The following is a 20457-nucleotide window of genomic DNA, read 5'->3' on the forward strand; positions in this document are numbered from 1 at the left end:
ACTAGTTACCTGTTTCGCATTGTTCTGGGAACATTGCGCTCCATTGGCTAAAGCCGCCATTCAAAGAGTAAACCTCTTTAAAGCCTTGTGAGGCAAGGTATTCTGCAGCGCCTTTGCTACTGTTGCCGTGATAGCAGCAAACAATGATAGGTCGGTTTTTTTCTGTGCTATCAATAAAACTTTGAACATTGTCATTGGTAAGGCTAATCGCGTTCGTCATATGGCTGTTTTGAAAACTAACCAAGTCGCGGATATCTACGATAGCTGCATTATTTTCAATGATTGGGAGAGCGTCTGATATATCGATACAAGTGTAAGTCATGGGTTCTTCCGATTAATTGAGCAAGGTGTGCTGAAGCGTTGTTGATCCTCGAGGCGCAAAGCAGTTAGGCTTCCCCCCCAGACGCAACCTGTGTCTAGTGCATGAATGCGTTCTTTCTGGGTTTTGCCTTCTAGGGCGGCCCAATGACCGAAAACGATATGGCAATCTTCGGGTACCTTTGTTGGATAGTTAAACCAAGGAGCGTAGCCTTTTGTGGCTGTGTTGATGCCTTCTTTGGATTCTAGATCAAGTTTACTGTTTTCATCACAGAATCGCATGCGCGTTAAATAGTTGGTAATCGCTCGAAGACGGTCTAGCCCTGTTAGATCATCGCTCCACGTATTTGGCTTATTACCATACATGGTCGCAAAAAATTCATCAACACTGTCTGATTTCAGCTTGTCTTCTACTTCTTTAGCAAGTGTTTGTGCTTTTTGTAAGTCCCAGCAAGGAGGAATACCCGCATGAGTCATGACTGTATTGAGTTGCTCATCATAGTGAAATAGAGGTTGATGGCGTAACCAATCCATTAGGTCATCACGATCGCCAGCGGTAAGTATTTCTGCAAGTGTATCGCCACGTTTTAGCTTGCCATAACCATGAGAGACGGCGAGTAAATGCAGATCATGATTGCCCAGAACGACGGTTGCATTATTGCCTAAGGATTTGATAAAACGTAGTGTTTCTAAGGACTCCTCACCGCGATTGATTAAATCGCCAGTAAACCAGAGTTTATCTTGTTCTGGATGGTAGTTGATTTGTTCTAAAAGCTGTACTAGAGGCGTCAGACAGCCTTGTAAATCACCAATAACATAGGTTGCCATTATAGCCTCAGTGAACTTGATTTGGAACGGACAAGGTGAACGGGCGGATAGGGGCTGTGAATTCAGTGCCATCATCGGCCAGAAACTGGTAGCTGCCTTGCATGCTACCAACAACCGTTTCCATCACTGTTCCGCTGGTGTAATGAAATGATTCGCCTGGACCCAAATGTGGGTATTCACCAATGACGCCGCTGCCTTTGACTTCTTGAACTTGTTCGTTACCATCAGTAATGATCCAATGGCGGGTTTGAAGTTTGGCTGATTCGGTTCCGCAGTTGGTGATAGAAATATGGTAAGCAAACACGTAACGAGATTCTGCTGGTGTTGATTGGTTTGCTAGGTATTCTGTGCGGACAGAAACGACGACGTCATATTTTTGCATTTATCCTTCCTTTTTAATGACGTAGTTAGCAATACGAACAAAGTCTTCTACGTCTAATCTTTCAGGGCGTAGTGTAGGGTCAATGTTTAGCGCGCTGAAATCATCATTGTCTAGAACCCCTTTGTAGTTATTACGTAGGGTTTTTCGACGCTGCTGGAAGCCAATTCTGACCATGTCCTCTAACATTTTGATGTTATTGACAGGGTGGGGCAGTATTTTGTGTGGCGTCATTCTAACAATAGCCGAATCAACTTTCGGTGCTGGGTCGAAAGACTCTGGGCCAACAATAAAGAGTGATTCAACAGCGCAGTAATATTGTGCCATAACACTCAATCGACCATATAAGCTATCGCCTGGTCGAGCAGCTAAGCGATCGACCACTTCTTTTTGCAACATGAAGTGCATGTCTTCGATTGCCTGAGCTTGGCTTAAGAGATGGAAGATCAGTGGAGTTGAAATGTTATAAGGCAAATTGCCTACCACACGAATCGCTTGCTCAGGTGTGGTTAGCGAGGTGAAATCAAATTTCATCGCATCAGCTTCATGAACGGTAAGCTCAGGAAAGCGGAACAAATTGACTTTCAAAATAGGGATAAGGTCGCGGTCAAGTTCAACAACATCCATACGCTCGGTGACACTAATAATACCTTCTGTTAATGCACCCTTACCTGGCCCAATCTCAACGATGCGCTGGCCTTTTTTAGGTCCGATGCAAGCGACGATGCGTCGAATAACACCGTGGTCATGAAGGAAGTTCTGGCCGAATCTTTTTCTAGCTTTATGGGGTTGTGATTTGCTCATTTAGAAAACTTTTTCGCGTTATTTGCCATGTTAATAGCATGTTGAATGGCCACTTTAAGGCTGCCGTTATTTGCTTTGCCTGTACCAGCCAAATCAATGGCGGTGCCGTGGTCTACGGATGTTCGAATAATAGGTAAGCCTAATGTTATATTCACGGCATTACCAAAACCTGAATATTTTAACACAGGTAAACCTTGATCGTGATACATAGCCAAGGCGCAGTCGGCATCATTTAAGTATTTTGGAGTAAACAGGGTATCAGCTGGCAGTGGGCCAATTAGATTTAAGCCTTCTTTGCGAAGTTTGTTTAGGGTCGGAATAATAACGTCTATTTCTTCCCTGCCAAGATGGCCATCTTCTCCCGCATGTGGATTTAGTCCACAGACTAAGATTTTAGGTTGCGCAATACCAAATTTTTCCTGTAGATCTTTATTCAGAGCTTTAGTGACAAGGCTGATGCTTTTTTCAGTGATTGCAGCGGACACATCTTTAAGTGGTAGGTGAGTGGTTACTAACGCGACTTTCATTGCTTCTGTCGCAAGCATCATGACAACATGTGGTGACTGGCATTGAGCTTGAAAAAACTCAGTATGTCCGGAGAAATGAACACCAGTTTCACATAAAATGCCTTTATGGACTGGAGGTGTAACTATGGCATCAAATTCTTTTTGAATGCAGCCTTCACCCGCTTGTTTTAGGGTTTCTAATACGTAAGGAGAATTCGCAATATCTAAAATGCCGGCAGTGGCCTTTTTTGTCAATTGGACCGGCAAAACACTAATAGAACCTTGTTGATGTGCAGTGACATCTTGTGCACTATTTAGTGTTTGAATATTGACTGCTAGGCCTAGAGTCAGTGCTCTATCTTGAAGTAGCGCAGGATCAGCTAGGATAATTAAACGAGCAGGAAATGTCTGCTCGCTTAATGCGCTTAAAATAATATCAGGACCGATACCTGCAGGTTCACCAGAGGTAATGGCAATAATGGGAAATGATTCTACCTGATTATGTGCCATTTTTTTCTCTTAGTTTTTAATATCAATGAAGGCGTCAGCACGTAATTCGTCGAGCCAATTGCCAAGAACAATGTCTTGCTTTTGTGCGGTTAAAGCGCGTTCAGCATTGCTACGTTTTACTTTATCGCTGATATCCGCTTCGCGGCGGCCTTCAACTTGAAGAATGTGCCAACCAAACTGTGTACGGAACGGCTTGCTAATATCGCCAATGTTAGTTTTCTTCATTACTTCTTCAAACTCGGGAACCATAGCCCCTAGTGTGACCCAGCCTAAATCACCTCCTTGTAGAGTTGAGCCTTGATCTTCACTGTATTCTTTAGCTAGTTGTGCGAAGTCGGCACCATTTTCTAATTTTTTATAAAGCTCATCCGCAAGTACTTTAGTTTGTTCCATATTTCGAATTTCATTGGCACGAACTAGGATGTGACGAGTTTTAGTTTGCTGTTGTAGGGTTACATCTGGAGAGCGTTTCTCGATCACCCACAATAAATGGAAACCGGCATTACTTTGCAATGGACCAATAAGTGGGCCTTTTTCGCTTTCTAATGCCCGTACAAATAGTGGCGGTAGTTGATTTAATGGGCGCCAGCCCAAGTCCCCGCCTTCAATGGCAAATTGGCCGTCTGAGTTTTCGATCGCCTGTTGTACGAAATCGTTCTCTGAATGTATTTTCCCTGCAATCGTTTTAATTTTCGCCGCAGCTTCTTCTGGGTTGCTTGCTCTAATGATTATGTGTCGTAGGTGTACTTGGTCTTTTTCTTTGGTGATGCTGGTGTCTGAGCTGAGGTAGTCGTCAATTTCTTGTTCTGAAATAGCGATGCGTTTTTTAACGATTTCTCGCTTTATGTTATTAATAAGAATTTCTTGCTCGATTTGCTCGCGATAACGTTCATAATTAATTCCTTTGTCGGCAAGAACATTTTTTAAACCCTGTAGGTCTAGGTTCATGTTCTTCGCCACACCAAGAATAGCATTGTCCACTTCTGAGCTAGACGCTCGCATGCCCACTTTACGGGCATAATTGACTTGTAATGCTTCATCAATCATTTGGTTTTGGATTTGGCGATGAATATTGTCAGTCATGACTCCGCCTGGAACACGGTCTTTAACGATTTGAAAGCGACTCATGATGTCACTTTCTAAAATAGGTTTAGAATCAACGATGGCAGAAATGCCATCAATTTTTGTTGGTGCGGCGTGTAGTGTTTGCACGGATGCTAATGCAAATATAATTAAAGAGAAAAAAGAAAACAACTTCATGATTAATATCCAACTTTTCCTTGGTTCCAATAGCTGTCAGCGATATTGTTGGCTTTGCTGTTAGCGCGGCCAGCACTGCTTAAACTACGTAAAATAAATTGTAAAAAGACGCCTCTATCAAACTCATTGTTATCATTGAGCCAATGTTGATAGCTCATCGAAACTTTGATACAGCAGTTTTCATAGCCTACCCCTGCAATTTCTTTAGTGCCATCCTCTCTTAAGAAATCATAGGTATATTGTGTGAACATGGACCAATTTTGATTGATCGGAAAAATAGTTCCTATGCTGGCTTGTTTAGCGTCGTCATCTGGATCTGTGTTATTGATCGAGTACAAATAGCTTAGGTTTATTTTTATGTCGTCAACAGGTTCTAAGGAAGCGACAAGCTGAGCTAAGTTTACCTCGCTATCGTCTAGGTTGTAATTCAAATTACCCGTTAGACTATATCTGTTACCGTTATAGTTGGCAGACGTCAGTAAGTCACTGCGTTTTGAGTTATCAATGGCTGTGTTCTTATCGGTTCTTCCGTCAATACCAACATAACGGTCCTCTAAATAGAAGATCTGGCCAGCTTTGAAGGCCCATTTTTCATTATTATTTTCATCATATAGACGACTTTCTAAACCAAGAGTTACTTGTTCCGTGTCCCCAATGCGATCATTACCGTTAAAACGTGTATGGCTAAAGGCCTGAGAGTAAGTCATCGTTGGTTCGCTAGCATCAAAATCAGGAATCTGGTTTTGTGACTCGAATGGTGAGTTTAAATAACTTAAACGAGGTTCAAGTGTTTGGCGCCATACCGTTTGGTTGTTCAAAAAATTACGCTCAAATAGTAGTGATGAGTCTACATAGCTTGTTATATGACTGATAGATGTACTGCTATCTGAGTCTGTTGCGTAATTGTGAAGATCGTAATCTCTATATTGAGCTAGAACCCCCGGCGTTAAACTTCCCCAATTATTTTTAAGGTCAAATTTTACATCTTGATTGAGGACAATTCGTTGGCCATCGAAGTCTTTTTCTTCTGGTGCATAAAAATCTGTATATTGAGCGTCGACTTTATAGTCTAAAAACGATGTTGCTAAACGATAAGAGCTGTCTATACGTGGTAACCACTCAAATGGCTGGTTAATTTTATCATCAGGCGTTTGATAGGTTAGATATGTTACTTTATTAAGAAAATTGCCATTATTAAAACTAAAGTACGCGCTTCGTTCGTAGTGGTCTTTTTCACCAATTGACGTGCTGTTTGCTTCTGGGTATTTATCTTTTGTTGGGTTGTCTTCTAATAAAAATCCGGCGCTAAAGTATTGATTAAACTTTTGCGTAGATTTTAATTTTAATAGCGTCTGCTCGCCTTCATCATTATCGGAAAAAGTAGATTGTTCATAAACTGTTTCTCCATAAGGGCTTAAATGTCGGAACTCTAAGTCAATCCCTTGGCCTTTCTTTTGGATAAACTGCGGTGTAATTGTTGCATCGTAGTTTGGTGCAATGTTCCAGTAAAATGGGGCGGAAAAACTGATTCCATCTGATCCCGAATAGCTAAAACTAGGGAATAAAAGGCCAGTTTGACGAGAGTTGTCTATTGGAAAGCGTAGCCAAGGAAAATAGAATACGGTTAGACCTGCGATACGAATCTGTACATGCTTTGCTGTACCAAATCCATTTTTCGGGTCTAGTTTTATTGAGCTACCATATAATTTCCAGCTTTCTTCATTTGGTTCACAGGTGGTGAAAAAGCCTTCCTCGATAAAAACCACGCCATCTTGGTTGCGTGATAGTGATTTGGCTTCGCCGCGAGCACCTGATTGATGGCTAAGGAATTTCGCATCTTTGAAAACCGTTGGTGCATCACCGCTGTTTGCTATGTAACCAGTCGAACTGCGGATTAGCTGATTTTCGCTGCGTAATGTGACGTTTCCTGTAGCGAGATAATAATCGTCTGGAATACCTTCAATGTCATCTGCAGACAAGGTAGATTGAGGCTGAATGATCTCCGCCTCTCCTTGAAGGTGAATTACACCATTTTCGTCTCGAACGATGAGGTCAGCAGCGAGATCTGTTCCCTTTGTATCTGTCGCTTTCCAGTTGCTAATGTATGAGCCCTGACAATATCGACTTAGCTGCGCTCGCTGCTCAGTCGTCAGGGATTCTTTGGGAGTCCAGTCCCATTGATCAACTTGCGCTTGTGCAAGAGGCAATATGAAAAGACTTTGAAAAAATAAGGCGTAGGTGCGTAAATGCTTAACCATGCAGGGTATACTTGCCACCAATAATTATTGTCCTAAATCGGATACTGCCATAAGCGGTTCCACGTAATAAGACAAATGATAATCTAAGCAGGCCCATAGGGGCTACCGATTCTGGAGAAATATCTTTATGTGGAAAGTTGTTTGCGCGATTTTAGGCTATATTCTGGCTGGTTTTTTAGGCGCTTTATTGGGCTTCATTGTTGGCGGAGTCGTAGATAGGGCGCAGACTGGCGGCGCTTTCAGCGGTATTCGTGGGCGTGCCGATATGCGCCTTCAACAAGAAACTTTTTTTCGCACATTATTTCTTTTAATGGGTCGTTTGGCCAAATCAGATGGCCAGGTATCTGAAGCTGAGATTCAATTGGCGCAATCTGTGATGCAGCGTTTGCGTTTATCGCCTGCTGCTCAAGAGCAAGCGAAGCAGTTGTTTAACGAGGGTAAGTCTGAAAACTTTGACCTTGCTGCGGTCCTTAATGCTTTTAAGCAGATCGTTGGCCCTGGAGATTTGACACGCACTTTATTGGAAGTGTTATTGGTGTCTGCTTATGCAGATGGGCATTTTAGTGTCGAAGAAAAGTCATTTGTGTCTCAGGTTTGTGCGTATCTAGGGGTGTCTGTTGCTGAATTTGAGGCTTTGCATATTCAGGTTAAGCAGCAAGCGCACTTTAGGCAGGGCTACCAGTCTTCTTCTAATTATTCCTCTAACAGTGCTAACTCAAAAGATCTGTTGAAGGCGGCCTATGATGTACTGGGGGTGACACCAGAAATGAGTGATGCTGAAATTAAAAAGGCCTATCGTCGTCTGATGAGCAAGAACCACCCTGATAAATTAAGCTCACAGGGGCTACCGGATGAAATGATTGAATTAGCAAAAGAACGCACGCAAGAAATTCAGTCTGCTTATGAAATGGTTAAAAATGCTCGTAAATAAGAGCTTAATTTAATATCTAATTGATTATAGGGCTTTCATAGAAAAGCCCTTTTTTTACGCTAGGTAATGATTTTAGTTGGTTTATTTGATTGGTGTTTTGCTTTAAAAAGCCACGAACTCTCTGTATTAATAATTGCTTGCTGTTCTTTCCTGTGACTCTATCAGGTAAGGCGTTTACTTGGATGAAATCGCCAACTTTATCTGTTCTTTGGTTAGCGGCTTGTTTGCGCCATACTGCAAATTGGTCGTTCCCAGTCTTATCGACATAGTAATCTAAGATAGGTTGCTCGATTTGACGAATTTGTTGTGCCACTTCATAGTCTGATAGATTCGGAGGGGATTCTATATCGATAAGCGTTAGTGCTTTGCCTGCGTTTTTGTTGGCGGCTAGAAAACCTAAGGCGTAGCTGGCACCAGTACCGTAGCCAAGAAAAGTGAATTGTTCGATTCCTTGTGTTTTGGCGTAATCCATAGTTGCCTGTATGCGAGCGAAAACCAGAGTTTGGTTAGGAAGTTCTTTAGGTGATGATGTGTTTTCTGCTGTCGCTGCGGTTATTTTAACAGGCTCGGCACGTTTAATAATGTCAGGGACTTCAAGGGATAAAGTACACCAGCTGTACTCGGGCATAGCATCGCGTAATGGTGCGATGGCATCTGGCCAATCTGGGTGTTCGTTGTCCGAATGCAGCATTATTATACAGCCTTGAGTCGAGCTGGTGAGTGATAGTCTATAAAGGGCAAGGAAAGGCTCTCCGTTCGCTTCTAAGGTTTGAATTTGGTGATCTAAACGTCTTATTGTTAGCGAAGCTTTCAGTGCATCAATTCGAGAAGCCTGCGGCTTGGGGATAATGTATTCTTTAGCGTTTTGTGTTGGTGTTGTTTGCGCTGGTGTTGTTTGTTGTGGAGTAGTTGTACTGCCGGGGGCTGCTTGTGATTCTTCCGCGAAAAGAGCGGTATTTGTGCTCAAGGAAAGAAGTGCAATGATAGCATGGCGCAGTGCAGTAAATTTCTTCATTGTTTTCAATACTTCTTTTAAAGGCCTTGTTAAAATACGGTCTAAATTTTCATTATGAGACCTTTATTGTGTCACTGCTGGAGTCAGATATGAATGATTTTATCATTGCCCCTTCGATCCTTTCTGCCGATTTTGCTCGATTAGGTGAAGAGGTCGACAATGTCTTGGAGGCCGGAGCCGACATCATACACTTTGATGTGATGGACAATCATTATGTTCCTAATTTAACGATTGGTCCTATGGTCTGTAAAGCATTACGCAACCATGGCGTGACAGCGAATATTGATGTCCATCTGATGGTGAAGCCAGTTGATCGCATGATTGGAGACTTTATTGAAGCTGGCGCTTCAATAATTACTTTCCATCCGGAAGCAAGTGAGCACATTGATCGTTCTTTGCAAATGATTCGAGACGGTGGTTGTAAAGCTGGCCTGGTATTTAATCCAGCAACTTCTCTTGAGCATTTAAAATATGTGATGGATAAAATTGATATGGTTTTGTTGATGTCAGTCAACCCAGGGTTTGGTGGGCAATCTTTTATTCCCGGTACTTTGGATAAATTACGCGAAGCTCGTGCGTTGATTGATGCTAGCGGTTATAACATTCGTCTTGAAGTAGATGGCGGTGTTAGTGAAAAGAATATTGCTGAAATTGCTCGTGCTGGCGCTGATACCTTTGTTGCTGGTTCTGCTATTTTTGGTAAGGATGACTACAAATCCGTGATTGATGCAATGCGTAAAGAGTTGGCGAGCGTACGTTAATGAAGACTCCTAGCTATTTTTCAAAGTGGTTTGATGGCGGTTGGCCTGAGTTAGTTTGTTTGGATCTTGATGGGACATTGGTTGATAGTGTGCCTGATATCGCCGCTGCGGTAGATGCTTTCTTAGCTGAGCTTGGGGCCCCGCTTGCCGGTGAAGAGCGTGTTCGTAGTTGGGTAGGTTTTGGTTCGGCTAAATTGATCGAACAGGCACTTGAGTGGGCAGATATTGATTCTGCTAAACAGGAAGAAGCGTATCGTATTTTTCTGACACACTATCATGCGCATTTGACCGACGGCACGACGCTTTATCCAAATGTAAAAGCCTTGTTAAAAGCTTTTAAACATAACGGTGTTCCTGTTGCGTTGATTACTAATAAGCCGAGTGTGTTTGTTAAGCCCATGCTAGATCATTTTGAACTGACGGAGCAGTTTGGTTGGTTGTTGGGAGGAGACACCTTAGAAGAGAAAAAACCATCGGCTATGCCTTTGTTGCATTGTAGTGAGTCTATTGAGGCCTTACCTGAAAATTGCCTGATGATTGGGGATTCCATTACTGACTTTAAGGCTGCAAGTAATGCTGGCTTCAAATGTGCTTTGGTGACTTATGGTTACAACCAAGGTGTTGATCTTAAGGAGCTGGGCGCTGATGCCATAATAGATGATTTAGCTGAGTTGCTTGTCTGATTTTATTTATGGCGTGATCGAAACTAAAAAGGCCAGACCGTTTCTAGTTTGACCTTTTTAGTTCTTAAAATTTTAAATTTAAGTGTACTGCTTTAGCTCTTGCTCTCCTGCGATAGTTCTTTCTGAGCCTGTTCTTTTGCAGGTTGCACCGATGAGTTTGCCTGTTCCGACAATAGTGTCATTTGGCTATCATCAGCCATGTGAACCGTATGAGTTGGGAAGGCTACTTCTGCATCATGGGATTCAATGATTTGCATTGCTTTGAATAGCACATCTTGCTTGACGTTATGGTAAGTTCGCCAGTCTACGGTTTTTGTGTATGCATAAATAAAGAAGTCTAGAGATGACGGACCGAACTGATTAAAGTTCACCATATAGGTCTCGTTTGTATCGAGGTCTTCATGGTTGGCAACCATGTCTTTTATATCTGCCAGAATGGTAGGTAGCAAGCTGAAGTCACTATAGCGTACACCAATGGTTTCATTAATGCGTCGATGAGTCATGCGTGACGGGTTTTCAACTGATATCAATGAAAAGGTCGAGTTAGGGACATACAAAGGTCGTTTTTCAAAAGTACGAATGCGGGTTTGGCGCCATCCAATATGTTCAACCGTTCCTTCAATGTTTTGGTCTGGTGAGCGGATCCAATCGCCAATAGCAAATGGTCGATCTAAATATACCATCAAACCACCAAAGAAGTTGGCGAGTAAATCTTTAGCTGCGAAGCCTACAGCAATACCGCCTATACCACCAAATGCTAATACGCCGGAAATGCTATAACCTAATGTTTGCAAGATAACTAAAACGGAGGTGATGATAACGGATGCACGTAATAATTTACTGATTGCGCTGGCCGTTGTGTAATCTACATTAGTTGAGATCTTACTTGAGCTTGTTAGTGTTCTTTCACTTTCAGATATGCATCGTAATACAAACCAAGTCAGAATGGCGATAACGCCGACTTCACGTATTGCATGTACAAGTGATAAAAAATTAGGGTCGACTTCAGTGCCAGAAATTTCGGCAGCAATGCTTAAACCTGCTAACCAAATAAATACTCCAATTGGCTTTTGGGCAGCATGAATCAGCACGTTATCCCAAGGGGTTTTAGTTCTTTCAAGTTGTTTGTCTATACGTATTAAAATACGGGTGGCAATAAAATTAACAATTAGAGTGCCAAGTACGACTAAAAATACTCGGACAACCCAGTGCATTTTAGTGTCACCCAAGCCTAAATATACTTGCATTGTTTCCCAGTTCATTATGCTTCTCTATACCTTTGTCTTGTTTCTGAATGGCTCTGATTAGTGGTTATGCTAATTGTGTTACGTTAAATAAGTAATAAGGTGCCTAATCCTAAGAAGGCAACAAAGCCAGCTATATCTGTCACAGTGGTTAAAATGACTGATCCAGAGAGTGCTGGATCAATACGTAATTTATCTAGTAATACTGGTATTAGAACCCCAGACAGGGCTGCCATTACGATGTTGACGATAATGGCTAAACCGATCACCATGCCAAGCATTGGGCTTTCGAACCACCATAAAGTCACTACACCAATGACAATGGCCCATAATATGCCGTTTAATCCACCTACTTTTAATTCTTTTGATAATAAAGACTTCAAGTTGCTTCGGGTTATTTGCCCTAGAGCCAAGCCTCGGACAATTAGCGTTAATGTTTGACTGCCTGCGATACCACCCATAGAGGCAACGACGGGCATTAATACCGCTAATGCAACGACTTGCTGAAGTGTCGCTTCAAATAGCCCAATAAAGGCTGAGGCTAAAAATGCTGTCAGTAAATTTATGCCAAGCCAAATGCCACGAGTTGCTGCACTGCGTTTTACTGGTGCAAATAAATCGGATTCTTCATTTAGACCGGCTGTGGACATTTGTTGAGCTTCGTGTTCTAGGCGCCACGTTTCCATAGCGAGTCCCGCGTGGAAACGACCGAGTAAAACTTGATTGTCATCCACCACAGGTAATGCAGATAGGTAAGAGCGCTCTAGCTGTTCCGCGGCTTTTGTTAGTTCTGTATCGGCGTGGATAAAGGAGCAATCTTCATCTATTAAACTTGAAATTGGCTCGTGGCCTTGGGCTTTGAATAGACGATCAAACTTCACGCAACCAACCCAACGGCCAGTTCTGTTCACCAAATACACCATATCTGTATAATCTGGTGTGTTCTTCTTTAGCAGCCTAAGAGCTTCAGATGCACGTATGGATTGGGAAGCGATTAATAATTCGTGATCGATCCAGCGGCCGACGACGTCATCATCGTAAACAATACCTTGTTGATAGTATTCACGCTGTTTGTTGTCCATTTGCTTTAAAGCAATGTCGACAAGGCGGTCTGGTAATGAGTCTGTTATTTCGAGTAGGTCTTCGGCGTCGACATCAGTGAATAAGGTTTCTATTTCTGAGTCATCTAGCTCTCTTAATAGCAGCTGTCGAGACTCTCCACGCATTTCAACCAAGATATCAAGTCGGTTGGCCTGTTTGATATTGGCCCAAGCTTGTCGACGTTGAGCAAGCGGAATCGATTCAAGCGCTAATGCCACATCATCTGGTGTTAACTCTGAAATGGCCTTGTTAATGGACTCTGGAGAGTGCTCGTCATGTATGAGTGTTTCGATGAGTGTGGCAACTTGGCTATGCACAGGGCATCCTTTAAACGCTGAATAATGACGGTAAAGATAACATGCTTTCTAGTGTGCGGTATAACCGCTTGTATATCAAACAAGGCTTTGTTTTTACACGATATTATTCAAAACCTTCCAAAATACTGAAATAAAAATGGTAAATTATGGCTCCATTTAATGGGGAAATTGGTGATTTATGTATGCTATTTGAGCAGTTAGGCTCTTATGAAGTGTAAAGACTGGCGAGACAGAGTGTTCCTGACAGTGTAGAATTTAGCGCACTTTTAAATGCATGTTTTTATTATTCGTCAATGCATTTAGTTTTTTTGTGTCCGCTTCTACGGATTCTGGCATTAGTAGATCAATATTGTTTTATAGGCGCACCCCTTTTTTATGTTATTGATGATTGATAACTACGACTCTTTTACTTACAACCTTGTGCAATATTTTCGTGAGTTGGGGGTGGATGTACTGGTGTATCGTAACGATGAGATTAGTATTGAAGATATTGAACGTCTTGCACCATCGCATTTAGTGATTTCACCGGGACCATGTACGCCTAATGAAGCTGGGATTTCTCTAGCTGCAATCAAGACATTTGCAGGAAAAATTCCAATATTGGGTATTTGCTTAGGCCATCAAAGTATTGGTCAGGCCTTTGGTGGTGAGGTGATTCGTGCTAAAAATGTCATGCATGGTAAAACCTCGTTAATTTATCACCAAAATACCTCTGTGTTTTCTGGCTTGCCAAACCCACAGATTGCAACACGCTACCATTCCTTGGTTGTTTCTGCAGACTCCTTGCCTGATTGCCTAGAAGTAACCGCTTGGAGCCAAAATGCAGAGGGCGATAGAGAGGAAATTATGGGGATTCGACATAAAACACTTGCCGTTGAAGGGGTGCAATTTCATCCTGAGTCGATTCTGACTGAAGAAGGTCATGCTTTATTGGCCAATTTCTTAACACGATAGTTTTAATACGATAGGAGAGGCTGGTGGATATTAAAAAGGCGATTGCTGCTGTTGTTGAGCGCCAAGATTTGAGCGGAGACGAGATGCAAGTAGTGATGCATGACATCATGACGGGAAAAGCCACGCCAGCACAAATAGGCGGATTCTTAATTGGCCTAAGAATGAAAGGTGAGACGGTTGAAGAAATTACAGCGGCAGCGCAGGTGATGCGATCGTTGTCTAGTAAGGTACATTTGGATCTTGAGCATGTGGTTGATACTTGCGGCACTGGTGGTGATGGTGGCAATTTGTTTAACGTGTCTACAGCATCTGCGTTTGTTGTTGCGTCAGCAGGTGGTAAGGTTGCTAAGCATGGCGGTCGTTCTGTGTCATCTAAGTCGGGTAGTGCTGATGTGCTAGAGCAGGCTGGTATCTATCTTGGTCTTGATGCAGAGCAGGTGTGTCGTTGTGTTGAAGAGATAGGTTTAGGTTTTATGTTTGCGCCTAATCACCATTCGGCGATGAAGTATGCCGTTGGTCCTCGTAAAGAGATGGCTACTCGAACTATTTTTAATCTGCTTGGTCCATTGACTAACCCTGCTAATGCAAAATGTCAGGTGATGGGCGTTTTTCATCAGAAGTGGGTTCGTCCTATTGCTGAGGTATTGAAAGCTTTGGGTAGTGAGCATGTTATGGTTGTTCACTCAGAAGATGGTTTAGATGAAATTAGTATTGCTGCGCCAACTTATGTGGCTGAGTTGAAAAATGGCGAAATTTTAGAGTATAAAATTTCGCCGGAAGATTTTGGTATTCCATTGCAATCTATTGATACGATTCAAGCTGCTGATGCGTCCGAAAGTCTTGCTTTAGTAAAAATGGCATTAGATGGTAAGGGAAAAATAAACCCTGCTAGGGATATTGTTGCTTTAAATGCTGGTGCGGCGATTTATGTTTCAGGTATTGCTGATACTTTAGCTGAGGGTGTGAATATTGCGGAAGATGTTATTGGCGGTGGTACAGCCAAAGTCAAGATGTCTGAATTAGCTAGTTTCACGCGTTGTTTTATGAGTCCTGACTCACTGTAATTATAGGAGCAGTAACCTAATGCAAATAGAAACACCAACAATTTTAAAGAAGATTGTAGCTCGAAAGTATGAAGAAATCGCCGAGCGCCAATCTCATACGCCTTATGGAAATTTAGAGGTCGCAGCGTCTGTAGCTAATGTTCATAATGCCCCGCGCGGTTTCGCTAATGCATTAAAGCATCAAATAGCTATCGGTAAATCGGGGGTTATTGCTGAGATTAAGCAAGCCTCTCCTAGTAAAGGAATTATACGAAACCCGTTTGTTCCTGCGGATATTGCCCGTTCATATGAGAGATCTGGTGCCGCTTGTTTGTCGGTTTTAACGGACAGTGATTTCTTTAAAGGTCATGAAGATTATCTGGTTGAAGCACGCTCGGCTTGTAAGTTGCCAGTGATTCGCAAGGATTTCATTGTTGATGAGTATCAGGTGCTAGAGGCTAGAGCGATTGGCGCAGATTGTATTTTATTGATTGCAGCGTGTCTAAGTGGCGATAAATTGCGTGAGTTGGATCAAATGGCTCGTGATCTTGGTATGGATGTGCTGGTAGAAGTTCATAACCGCCCAGAGTTAGAGTTGGCTTTGGAGTATACCCAGACTGAATTGCTTGGGATTAATAATCGAGATCTTCATACCTTTGAGCTTAGTTTAGACCATACGTTTGAATTGATGGGTAGTGTGCCCTCAGATCGCTTGATTGTTACTGAGAGTGGAATTCATACGCGTGATGATGTCGCTTTGATGCGACAGAAAGGTATTCATGCGTTTTTGGTTGGGGAGGCATTTATGGTTGCTGATGATCCAGGTGAAAAATTGGCTGAGCTGTTTCAGTCGTAGCGTAATCAGGTAAGGTATAAATATGAAGGCGAATGTTAGTTGGCAAGAAGATGTGCATTTTACCGCAGAAACAGGTTCTGGCTTTAAAGTAGAGATAGATGGAAATCAAGTAGCTGGACCTCGACCAATGGAGCTATTGCTTGCTGGTTTGGGTGGCTGTACTTCTTATGATGTGGTTGGGATTTTAAAAAAATCTCGTCAAGATGTTGTTTCTTGTGTTGCTCAAATTGATGCAGATCGAGCTGATGCTGTTCCTGCTGTATTTACTGAAATTCGAGTGCATTTTGTTGTTACAGGTCGTAACTTAAAAGAAAGTGTTGTTGCTCGAGCAGTTAAATTGTCTGCTGAAGAATATTGCTCTGCCTCTCTAATGTTAGAAAGAGGTGGTGTGAAAATTATTCATAGCTTTGAAGTGATTGAAGTGGAATAAGCTATTGCTCTTTATTAAGAGAGCTTTCAAAAAAGGGCTGAGAGGCTCTTTTTTTTGCTTTATTGTTGCGCTTGAAGTGTTGGTGTCCCCACCAGGACTCGAACCTGGAATAGCTGCTTAGGAGGCGGCCGGTATATCCTGTTTACCTATGAGGACGTGTTGCAAGTGGAGATTTATACATTAATTACGACTGAAATACAAATGGCAGCTAAGTATGATGTTGATTCTTATGGTCTTTTAAGCTCGACCTAATGTGTGTTTGCTGCTTATTGGGCGTGTAGAGCCTCTAGCTGTATAGACTTTATTTTTGCTGCTATGGCCTTGGAGCAGTTCGAATAGATGCTTGTTGCGCTTTTGTAAGGTGTTAAGGATTCGAGCGTTAGTGTTATTTTGTGTTTTACATTTTTTGAGTAATGTTTCGCACTCTTGCATCAATAGACGAACGTTGTCCATTGAGCTGTCTTGTAGGCTTAACCAGTTTTTGAATTCTGCTTCAGTAGGTTTTTTTCGATCGACAATATCAAATTTAATGAGAATGTTGACTCTTTTCTCGTTAAGTTGATTCATTTCATCAAGAAGGGTTTGTTTTTGCTCGGATAGATCAATGATGACTTCGCTGTTCAGTTCTCCATAGGCTAAACGCTCTTCATCAAGAAGCGAAGAGAGTTTTTCTAATATCTCTTTGCTTCTGATAAATATAGGTACGATAGGAATCATAGGACAAACCGTTTTACAGACTGTATTGAGATAAGTGACAGTCTAGAATAGCGAATCCATAGAAGCCATATTATTTGCTAGCTTCTGCGTATCTATTTTGTACTCGCCAGCTGCAATAGCGTTTTTAATTTGTTCTACTTTATCCATATCAACATCAGGTAAGTTGCTAATTTTAGATTGCTGGCTTTGGAGTGTTTGTGCAGTACCGCTTAATTTCACGGTGTCTTCTGCCAGTGTGCCGCCGCTTTGAATTGCTCTTTGTTTGTCTGTTGCACTGCTGGTCGCATCGTCTTTTTGCGATCGTTCACTTTTGTTGATCGTGCTCTGATTTGATAGACCTGTAAAATGTATTGCCATTGGGTTTTCCGCCCTTTAATGATTTGCCTGTCTATGTTGTCGGCTGGGTCTATAAGAACTTTAATAAAAAGCCCCAGAAAAGAGTATTTATTCATTGCCGATCAGTCTGTACTCAATAGTTTACAAGAACCTCACTGTCAGTTACAACTTTGGCGTATATAATTCGTTCAGAACTTGTGTTTTTGACTCGTATTTGTTGACCTTTGATACCATTTTCTAAAGCAACGCCGTTCATTCGGACTATAATGGTACCACTGCTCGCTGTTATCAGTACTGAGTCACCTTTTTTAACTAAGGTTGGCTGATTGGTTAGATCGTCAGTGATGAATGTGTTTATGCGCAAGTTGCGTGAAGCAATTAGGCCATAAGGTGGGTTTTTTTTAGTGTAAACATGTCCTCTTAGACTGGATATGTCCACTTCACCCACATCAGTGTTTGATTTACTGATGGCTTGGCCTCGGTTTATTGGGGTGATGGTTTTTATTGCGGGAATCATTATGGACTGAGTTACGGGTACATAGGATTTCCAAGTTGGGGAGCTGCAGCTGACTTCATAGTTTGTGCGCTTGGTAGCATCTGGTCTTTGATTGTTAATCTGAATTGATTCGCTTTCACAATCAGGTAGGTAATTGAGTGCTGCAAGATTATTTAATGTGATGCTTATGGCTGCATCAGGGTATATTTCTGACAACCGAGGAATTTCTACTTGATTTATGTAGTGGTTAATTTGTTCTTCAGTCGTTATGGCAAATGTAAAACCAGTTTGGAAACAAATGAAGGCTATGCTTAGCCTTATGATTCGCATGATTTGTTCTCTTTGTTTATTATTACGTTATAAATAAGATAGTTAGTAAAATATTTGAATTCACTTTATCATTGGATGATGCATTTTAACAATTTTGAGGTGATACCTCAGTATAATGTTTACACATTTTGGAGGCGTTTATGGCTGGAGTTCTGGATACTGTTAACCAACGTACACAGCTCGTAGGGGAAAATCGACTTGAATTGCTGTTGTTTCGCTTAAATGGTAAGCAAATTTATGGCATCAACGTTTTTAAAGTGAAAGAAGTGTTGCAGTGTCCTAAATTAACCACTATGCCTCACAGCTCTCCTGTCGTTAGGGGGGTTGCTCATATTCGTGGCGGTACTATTCCTATTTTAGATTTGGGATTGGCTACAGGTGCGAGTCCTATGGAAAACATTAGTCAATGTTTTGTGATTATCACGGAATACAATCGTCGAATTCAGGGCTTTTTAGTGCGTGGTGTAGAGCGTATTGTCAACATGAATTGGAGTGATATTCAGCCGCCACCAAAAGGATTGTCGAATGATAATTATTTGACGGCCGTTTGTCAGGTTGATAAGGAAATGGTTGAGATAATTGATGTTGAACAGATTCTTTCTGAAGTTGCTCCTACTCGTCAGGATATCTCTGAGGGCATTGTTAATGCTGGAGTGACAGAGAATGCGCAAAAGCATCATATCCTCATCGTAGATGATTCTTCTGTTGCGCGTAAGCAAATTAAGCGTTGTATGGAGCAGGTTGGTTTTGCAACGACTGTTTTATGTGATGGTCGAGAGGCTCTTGATTACCTTCAAAGTATGGTGGCAGAAGGTAAGGACGTAACTAAAGAGTTTTCTATGGTTATTTCTGATATAGAAATGCCAGAGATGGATGGTTATACATTGACGACGGCAATTCGTAATGACAGCCGTTTGCAGGATTTGTTTATTCTTCTTCATACCTCTTTGAGTGGTGTGTTTAACGAAGCTATGGTTAAAAAAGTGGGAGCGGATGGCTTTTTGGCGAAGTTTCAGCCAGATGAATTAGCTCGATTGGCGATAGAGACAGTGCAGGTGCAATCAGAGTAATGATTGGGTTCTTTATTTTGGCCTTTATTTATTGAACCTGACACTTATGGAGTTTTAATGCTCAGTAGTACAAATGCAATTACACCTAATGGTTATATCAGGTTCAGAGATTACCTGCAGAAAGTGTGTGGGATCTCGTTGAGTGATAATAAGCAATATTTAGTCGCCAGTCGTTTGGGTAAGATTTTAGAGAGAGAGGGTTTTTCTAAAATTGAGCAGTTAGTCGATGCTTTGGAGCGGTTGGGGGGATCTAAGCTAAAAGAAGAAGTCATTAATGCAATGACGACAAATGAAACTCTTTGGTTTAGAGATACACACCCTTTTACGATTTTAAAAGACAAAGTGTTGCCTGAAATGACAGCGGCACCTTTAAGGATCTGGTCAGCTGCATCTTCTACAGGCCAAGAGCCTTATTCTATAAGTATGGTTATAGAGGAATTCAAGGCGTCTCGACCGGGGGTTTTGAAGGCGGGTGAAAAAATAGTAGCGACAGATATTTGTACTAATATTTTACAGCATGCTAAGCAAGGTGAATATGATAGCCTAGCAATTGCTCGTGGGCTTGGTGCGGATTTACAACGTCGATATTTTGATAAAGTGAATGATTTGACTTGGAAAATTAAGCCGCATTTGAGTGCTCGTGTTGAATTTAAGTACTTGAATCTTATTGAATCTTTTTCAATGTTGGGTAAGTTTGACGTAATTTTCTGCCGTAATGTACTGATTTATTTTACTGTTGATCTTAAGTTGGATATTTTGAAAAGAATGCATGCCTCTTTAAAACCTGGGGGATATTTGTTTCTTGGTGGGTCTGAAGCATTGAGTGGTTTATCTGATTATTTTGAGATTGTTCAGTGCCACCCAGGTATTGTATATAAAGCTAAGGCTTTATAGCATAGACGCTGAAAAGTTTACGCTTAAATTAATTCGTAGTAAAAGGGCCTGTCTAGTGATTTTAGATGGGCTTTTTTGTGGGTGCTAATTTTGTCATATTGTCCCGTCCTGAAATAGGTTTACACCTAGGAGACCTATTATGGGGACACCAAGTAATACCAAACGCAAGCGTACTCAACGCGACTACACAATGGGCTTTAAATTACAGATAGTGATGGCCGTTGAAAAAGGCGACATGACTTATAAGCAAGCTCAAAAGATCTATGGAATCCAAGGCCGATCAACGGTGCTGACTTGGCTTCGAAAACACGGCAAAATGGATTGGTCTACCAAAGTGAGGCTACCCATGTCTAAATCCCCGAAAGTAAAAGAGACACCGGCTCAAACAATCAAAAGACTTGAACGAGAGTTGGAAG

23 protein-coding genes and 1 tRNA gene are annotated in these 20457 nt (G+C 41.8%); 10 read left to right on the forward strand and 14 right to left on the reverse strand.

The window, feature by feature from the left end:
• Position 1: 1 nt before the first annotated feature.
• From glpE to lptD, 7 genes are read right to left on the reverse strand one after another with little or no spacing between them, the layout of a single operon-like run.
• Entirely contained in the window at positions 2-322 is a 321-nt protein-coding gene (gene glpE, locus B6N13_RS19250) for a thiosulfate sulfurtransferase GlpE (RefSeq protein WP_012068765.1), read from the reverse strand.
• Positions 319-1146 (reverse strand): symmetrical bis(5'-nucleosyl)-tetraphosphatase, encoded by an 828-nt coding sequence (locus B6N13_RS19255; protein WP_169460309.1) that lies wholly within the window; start codon positions 1144-1146, stop codon positions 319-321. The genes glpE and B6N13_RS19255 overlap by 4 nt, the downstream gene beginning before the upstream one ends.
• Before the next feature lie 7 nt (positions 1147-1153).
• Positions 1154-1528, reverse strand: coding sequence for a Co2+/Mg2+ efflux protein ApaG (apaG, locus tag B6N13_RS19260; protein ID WP_012068767.1), 375 nt, complete (start codon positions 1526-1528; stop codon positions 1154-1156).
• Positions 1529-2329: a 16S rRNA (adenine(1518)-N(6)/adenine(1519)-N(6))-dimethyltransferase RsmA gene (gene rsmA / locus B6N13_RS19265; protein WP_012068768.1), complete on the reverse strand. Its 801-nt coding sequence runs from the start codon at positions 2327-2329 to the stop codon at positions 1529-1531.
• Positions 2326-3345, reverse strand: coding sequence for a 4-hydroxythreonine-4-phosphate dehydrogenase PdxA (pdxA, locus tag B6N13_RS19270; protein WP_169460310.1), 1020 nt, complete (start codon positions 3343-3345; stop codon positions 2326-2328). Before pdxA ends, rsmA begins: the two co-directional genes overlap by 4 nt.
• Before the next feature lie 9 nt (positions 3346-3354).
• Entirely contained in the window at positions 3355-4605 is a 1251-nt protein-coding gene (locus B6N13_RS19275; protein WP_012068770.1) for a peptidylprolyl isomerase, read from the reverse strand.
• A gap of 2 nt (positions 4606-4607) precedes the next feature.
• Entirely contained in the window at positions 4608-6863 is a 2256-nt protein-coding gene (lptD, locus tag B6N13_RS19280; RefSeq protein WP_048813923.1) for an LPS assembly protein LptD, read from the reverse strand.
• A gap of 127 nt (positions 6864-6990) precedes the next feature.
• Between lptD and djlA the strand changes: the two genes are divergently transcribed.
• Positions 6991-7794 (forward strand): co-chaperone DjlA, encoded by an 804-nt coding sequence (djlA, locus tag B6N13_RS19285; RefSeq protein WP_012068772.1) that lies wholly within the window; start codon positions 6991-6993, stop codon positions 7792-7794.
• A 16-nt stretch (positions 7795-7810) separates the two neighbouring features.
• Here djlA and B6N13_RS19290 read toward each other — a convergent pair whose 3' ends face one another.
• The gene (locus B6N13_RS19290) at positions 7811-8809 is read right to left on the reverse strand and encodes a DUF3530 family protein (RefSeq protein ID WP_169460311.1); all 999 of its coding nucleotides are present in this window, start codon (positions 8807-8809) and stop codon (positions 7811-7813) included.
• A gap of 89 nt (positions 8810-8898) precedes the next feature.
• Between B6N13_RS19290 and rpe the strand changes: the two genes are divergently transcribed.
• Together rpe and B6N13_RS19300 are read left to right on the forward strand one after the other, a co-directional pair.
• Positions 8899-9570, forward strand: a complete 672-nt coding sequence (gene rpe, locus B6N13_RS19295; protein WP_012068774.1) for a ribulose-phosphate 3-epimerase — start codon at positions 8899-8901, stop codon at positions 9568-9570.
• The gene (locus tag B6N13_RS19300) at positions 9570-10253 is read left to right on the forward strand and encodes a phosphoglycolate phosphatase (RefSeq protein ID WP_012068775.1); all 684 of its coding nucleotides are present in this window, start codon (positions 9570-9572) and stop codon (positions 10251-10253) included. Before rpe ends, B6N13_RS19300 begins: the two co-directional genes overlap by 1 nt.
• A gap of 92 nt (positions 10254-10345) precedes the next feature.
• On the opposite strand, the gene B6N13_RS19305 is transcribed toward B6N13_RS19300, so the two are convergent.
• Positions 10346-11515, reverse strand: a complete 1170-nt coding sequence (locus B6N13_RS19305) for a mechanosensitive ion channel family protein (protein ID WP_169460312.1) — start codon at positions 11513-11515, stop codon at positions 10346-10348.
• Positions 11516-11583: 68 nt separating this feature from the next.
• Positions 11584-12915: a magnesium transporter gene (locus B6N13_RS23695; RefSeq protein WP_169460313.1), complete on the reverse strand. Its 1332-nt coding sequence runs from the start codon at positions 12913-12915 to the stop codon at positions 11584-11586.
• A gap of 375 nt (positions 12916-13290) precedes the next feature.
• On the opposite strand from B6N13_RS23695, the gene B6N13_RS19315 reads away from it, so the two are divergent.
• Genes B6N13_RS19315 through B6N13_RS19330 form a run of 4 tightly spaced genes read left to right on the forward strand, consistent with a single transcriptional unit; the run spans position 13291 to position 16198 of the window.
• Positions 13291-13869, forward strand: a complete 579-nt coding sequence (locus B6N13_RS19315) for an aminodeoxychorismate/anthranilate synthase component II (protein WP_012068778.1) — start codon at positions 13291-13293, stop codon at positions 13867-13869.
• 23 nt (positions 13870-13892) lie between these two features.
• On the forward strand, positions 13893-14933 hold the full coding sequence (gene trpD / locus B6N13_RS19320) for an anthranilate phosphoribosyltransferase (protein ID WP_169460314.1): 1041 nt from the start codon (positions 13893-13895) through the stop codon (positions 14931-14933).
• A 19-nt stretch (positions 14934-14952) separates the two neighbouring features.
• The gene (gene trpC, locus B6N13_RS19325; protein ID WP_012068780.1) at positions 14953-15768 is read left to right on the forward strand and encodes an indole-3-glycerol phosphate synthase TrpC; all 816 of its coding nucleotides are present in this window, start codon (positions 14953-14955) and stop codon (positions 15766-15768) included.
• A 22-nt stretch (positions 15769-15790) separates the two neighbouring features.
• Positions 15791-16198: an OsmC family protein gene (locus B6N13_RS19330; RefSeq protein WP_012068781.1), complete on the forward strand. Its 408-nt coding sequence runs from the start codon at positions 15791-15793 to the stop codon at positions 16196-16198.
• 80 nt (positions 16199-16278) lie between these two features.
• Here B6N13_RS19330 and B6N13_RS19335 read toward each other — a convergent pair.
• The 4 genes from B6N13_RS19335 to flgA form a co-directional block, all read right to left on the reverse strand.
• Positions 16279-16354, reverse strand: a tRNA-Arg gene (locus B6N13_RS19335).
• 81 nt (positions 16355-16435) lie between these two features.
• A complete protein-coding gene (locus tag B6N13_RS19340) occupies positions 16436-16915 on the reverse strand; it encodes a flagellar protein FlgN (RefSeq protein ID WP_012068782.1) in 480 nt (159 codons plus the stop codon).
• Positions 16916-16957: 42 nt separating this feature from the next.
• Positions 16958-17272 carry a flagellar biosynthesis anti-sigma factor FlgM gene (gene flgM, locus B6N13_RS19345; RefSeq protein WP_012068783.1) on the reverse strand — a complete coding sequence of 105 codons (315 nt, stop codon included), beginning with the start codon at positions 17270-17272 and terminating at the stop codon, positions 16958-16960.
• 112 nt (positions 17273-17384) lie between these two features.
• Positions 17385-18077 carry a flagellar basal body P-ring formation chaperone FlgA gene (gene flgA / locus B6N13_RS19350; protein WP_012068784.1) on the reverse strand — a complete coding sequence of 231 codons (693 nt, stop codon included), beginning with the start codon at positions 18075-18077 and terminating at the stop codon, positions 17385-17387.
• Between the two features lie 140 nt (positions 18078-18217).
• On the opposite strand from flgA, the gene B6N13_RS19355 reads away from it, so the two are divergent.
• The 3 genes from B6N13_RS19355 to B6N13_RS19365 all read left to right on the forward strand — a co-directional run.
• A complete protein-coding gene (locus B6N13_RS19355) occupies positions 18218-19147 on the forward strand; it encodes a chemotaxis protein CheV (RefSeq protein WP_012068785.1) in 930 nt (309 codons plus the stop codon).
• A 57-nt stretch (positions 19148-19204) separates the two neighbouring features.
• A complete protein-coding gene (locus tag B6N13_RS19360) occupies positions 19205-20041 on the forward strand; it encodes a protein-glutamate O-methyltransferase CheR (protein ID WP_012068786.1) in 837 nt (278 codons plus the stop codon).
• Between the two features lie 139 nt (positions 20042-20180).
• A partial coding sequence (locus tag B6N13_RS19365) for a helix-turn-helix domain-containing protein (protein WP_169460315.1) occupies positions 20181-20457 on the forward strand: 277 nt, incomplete at its 3' end.

It is taken from the genome of Marinomonas sp. UCMA 3892 (assembly GCF_012726345.1).
Classification (GTDB): Bacteria; Pseudomonadota; Gammaproteobacteria; order Pseudomonadales; family Marinomonadaceae; genus Marinomonas.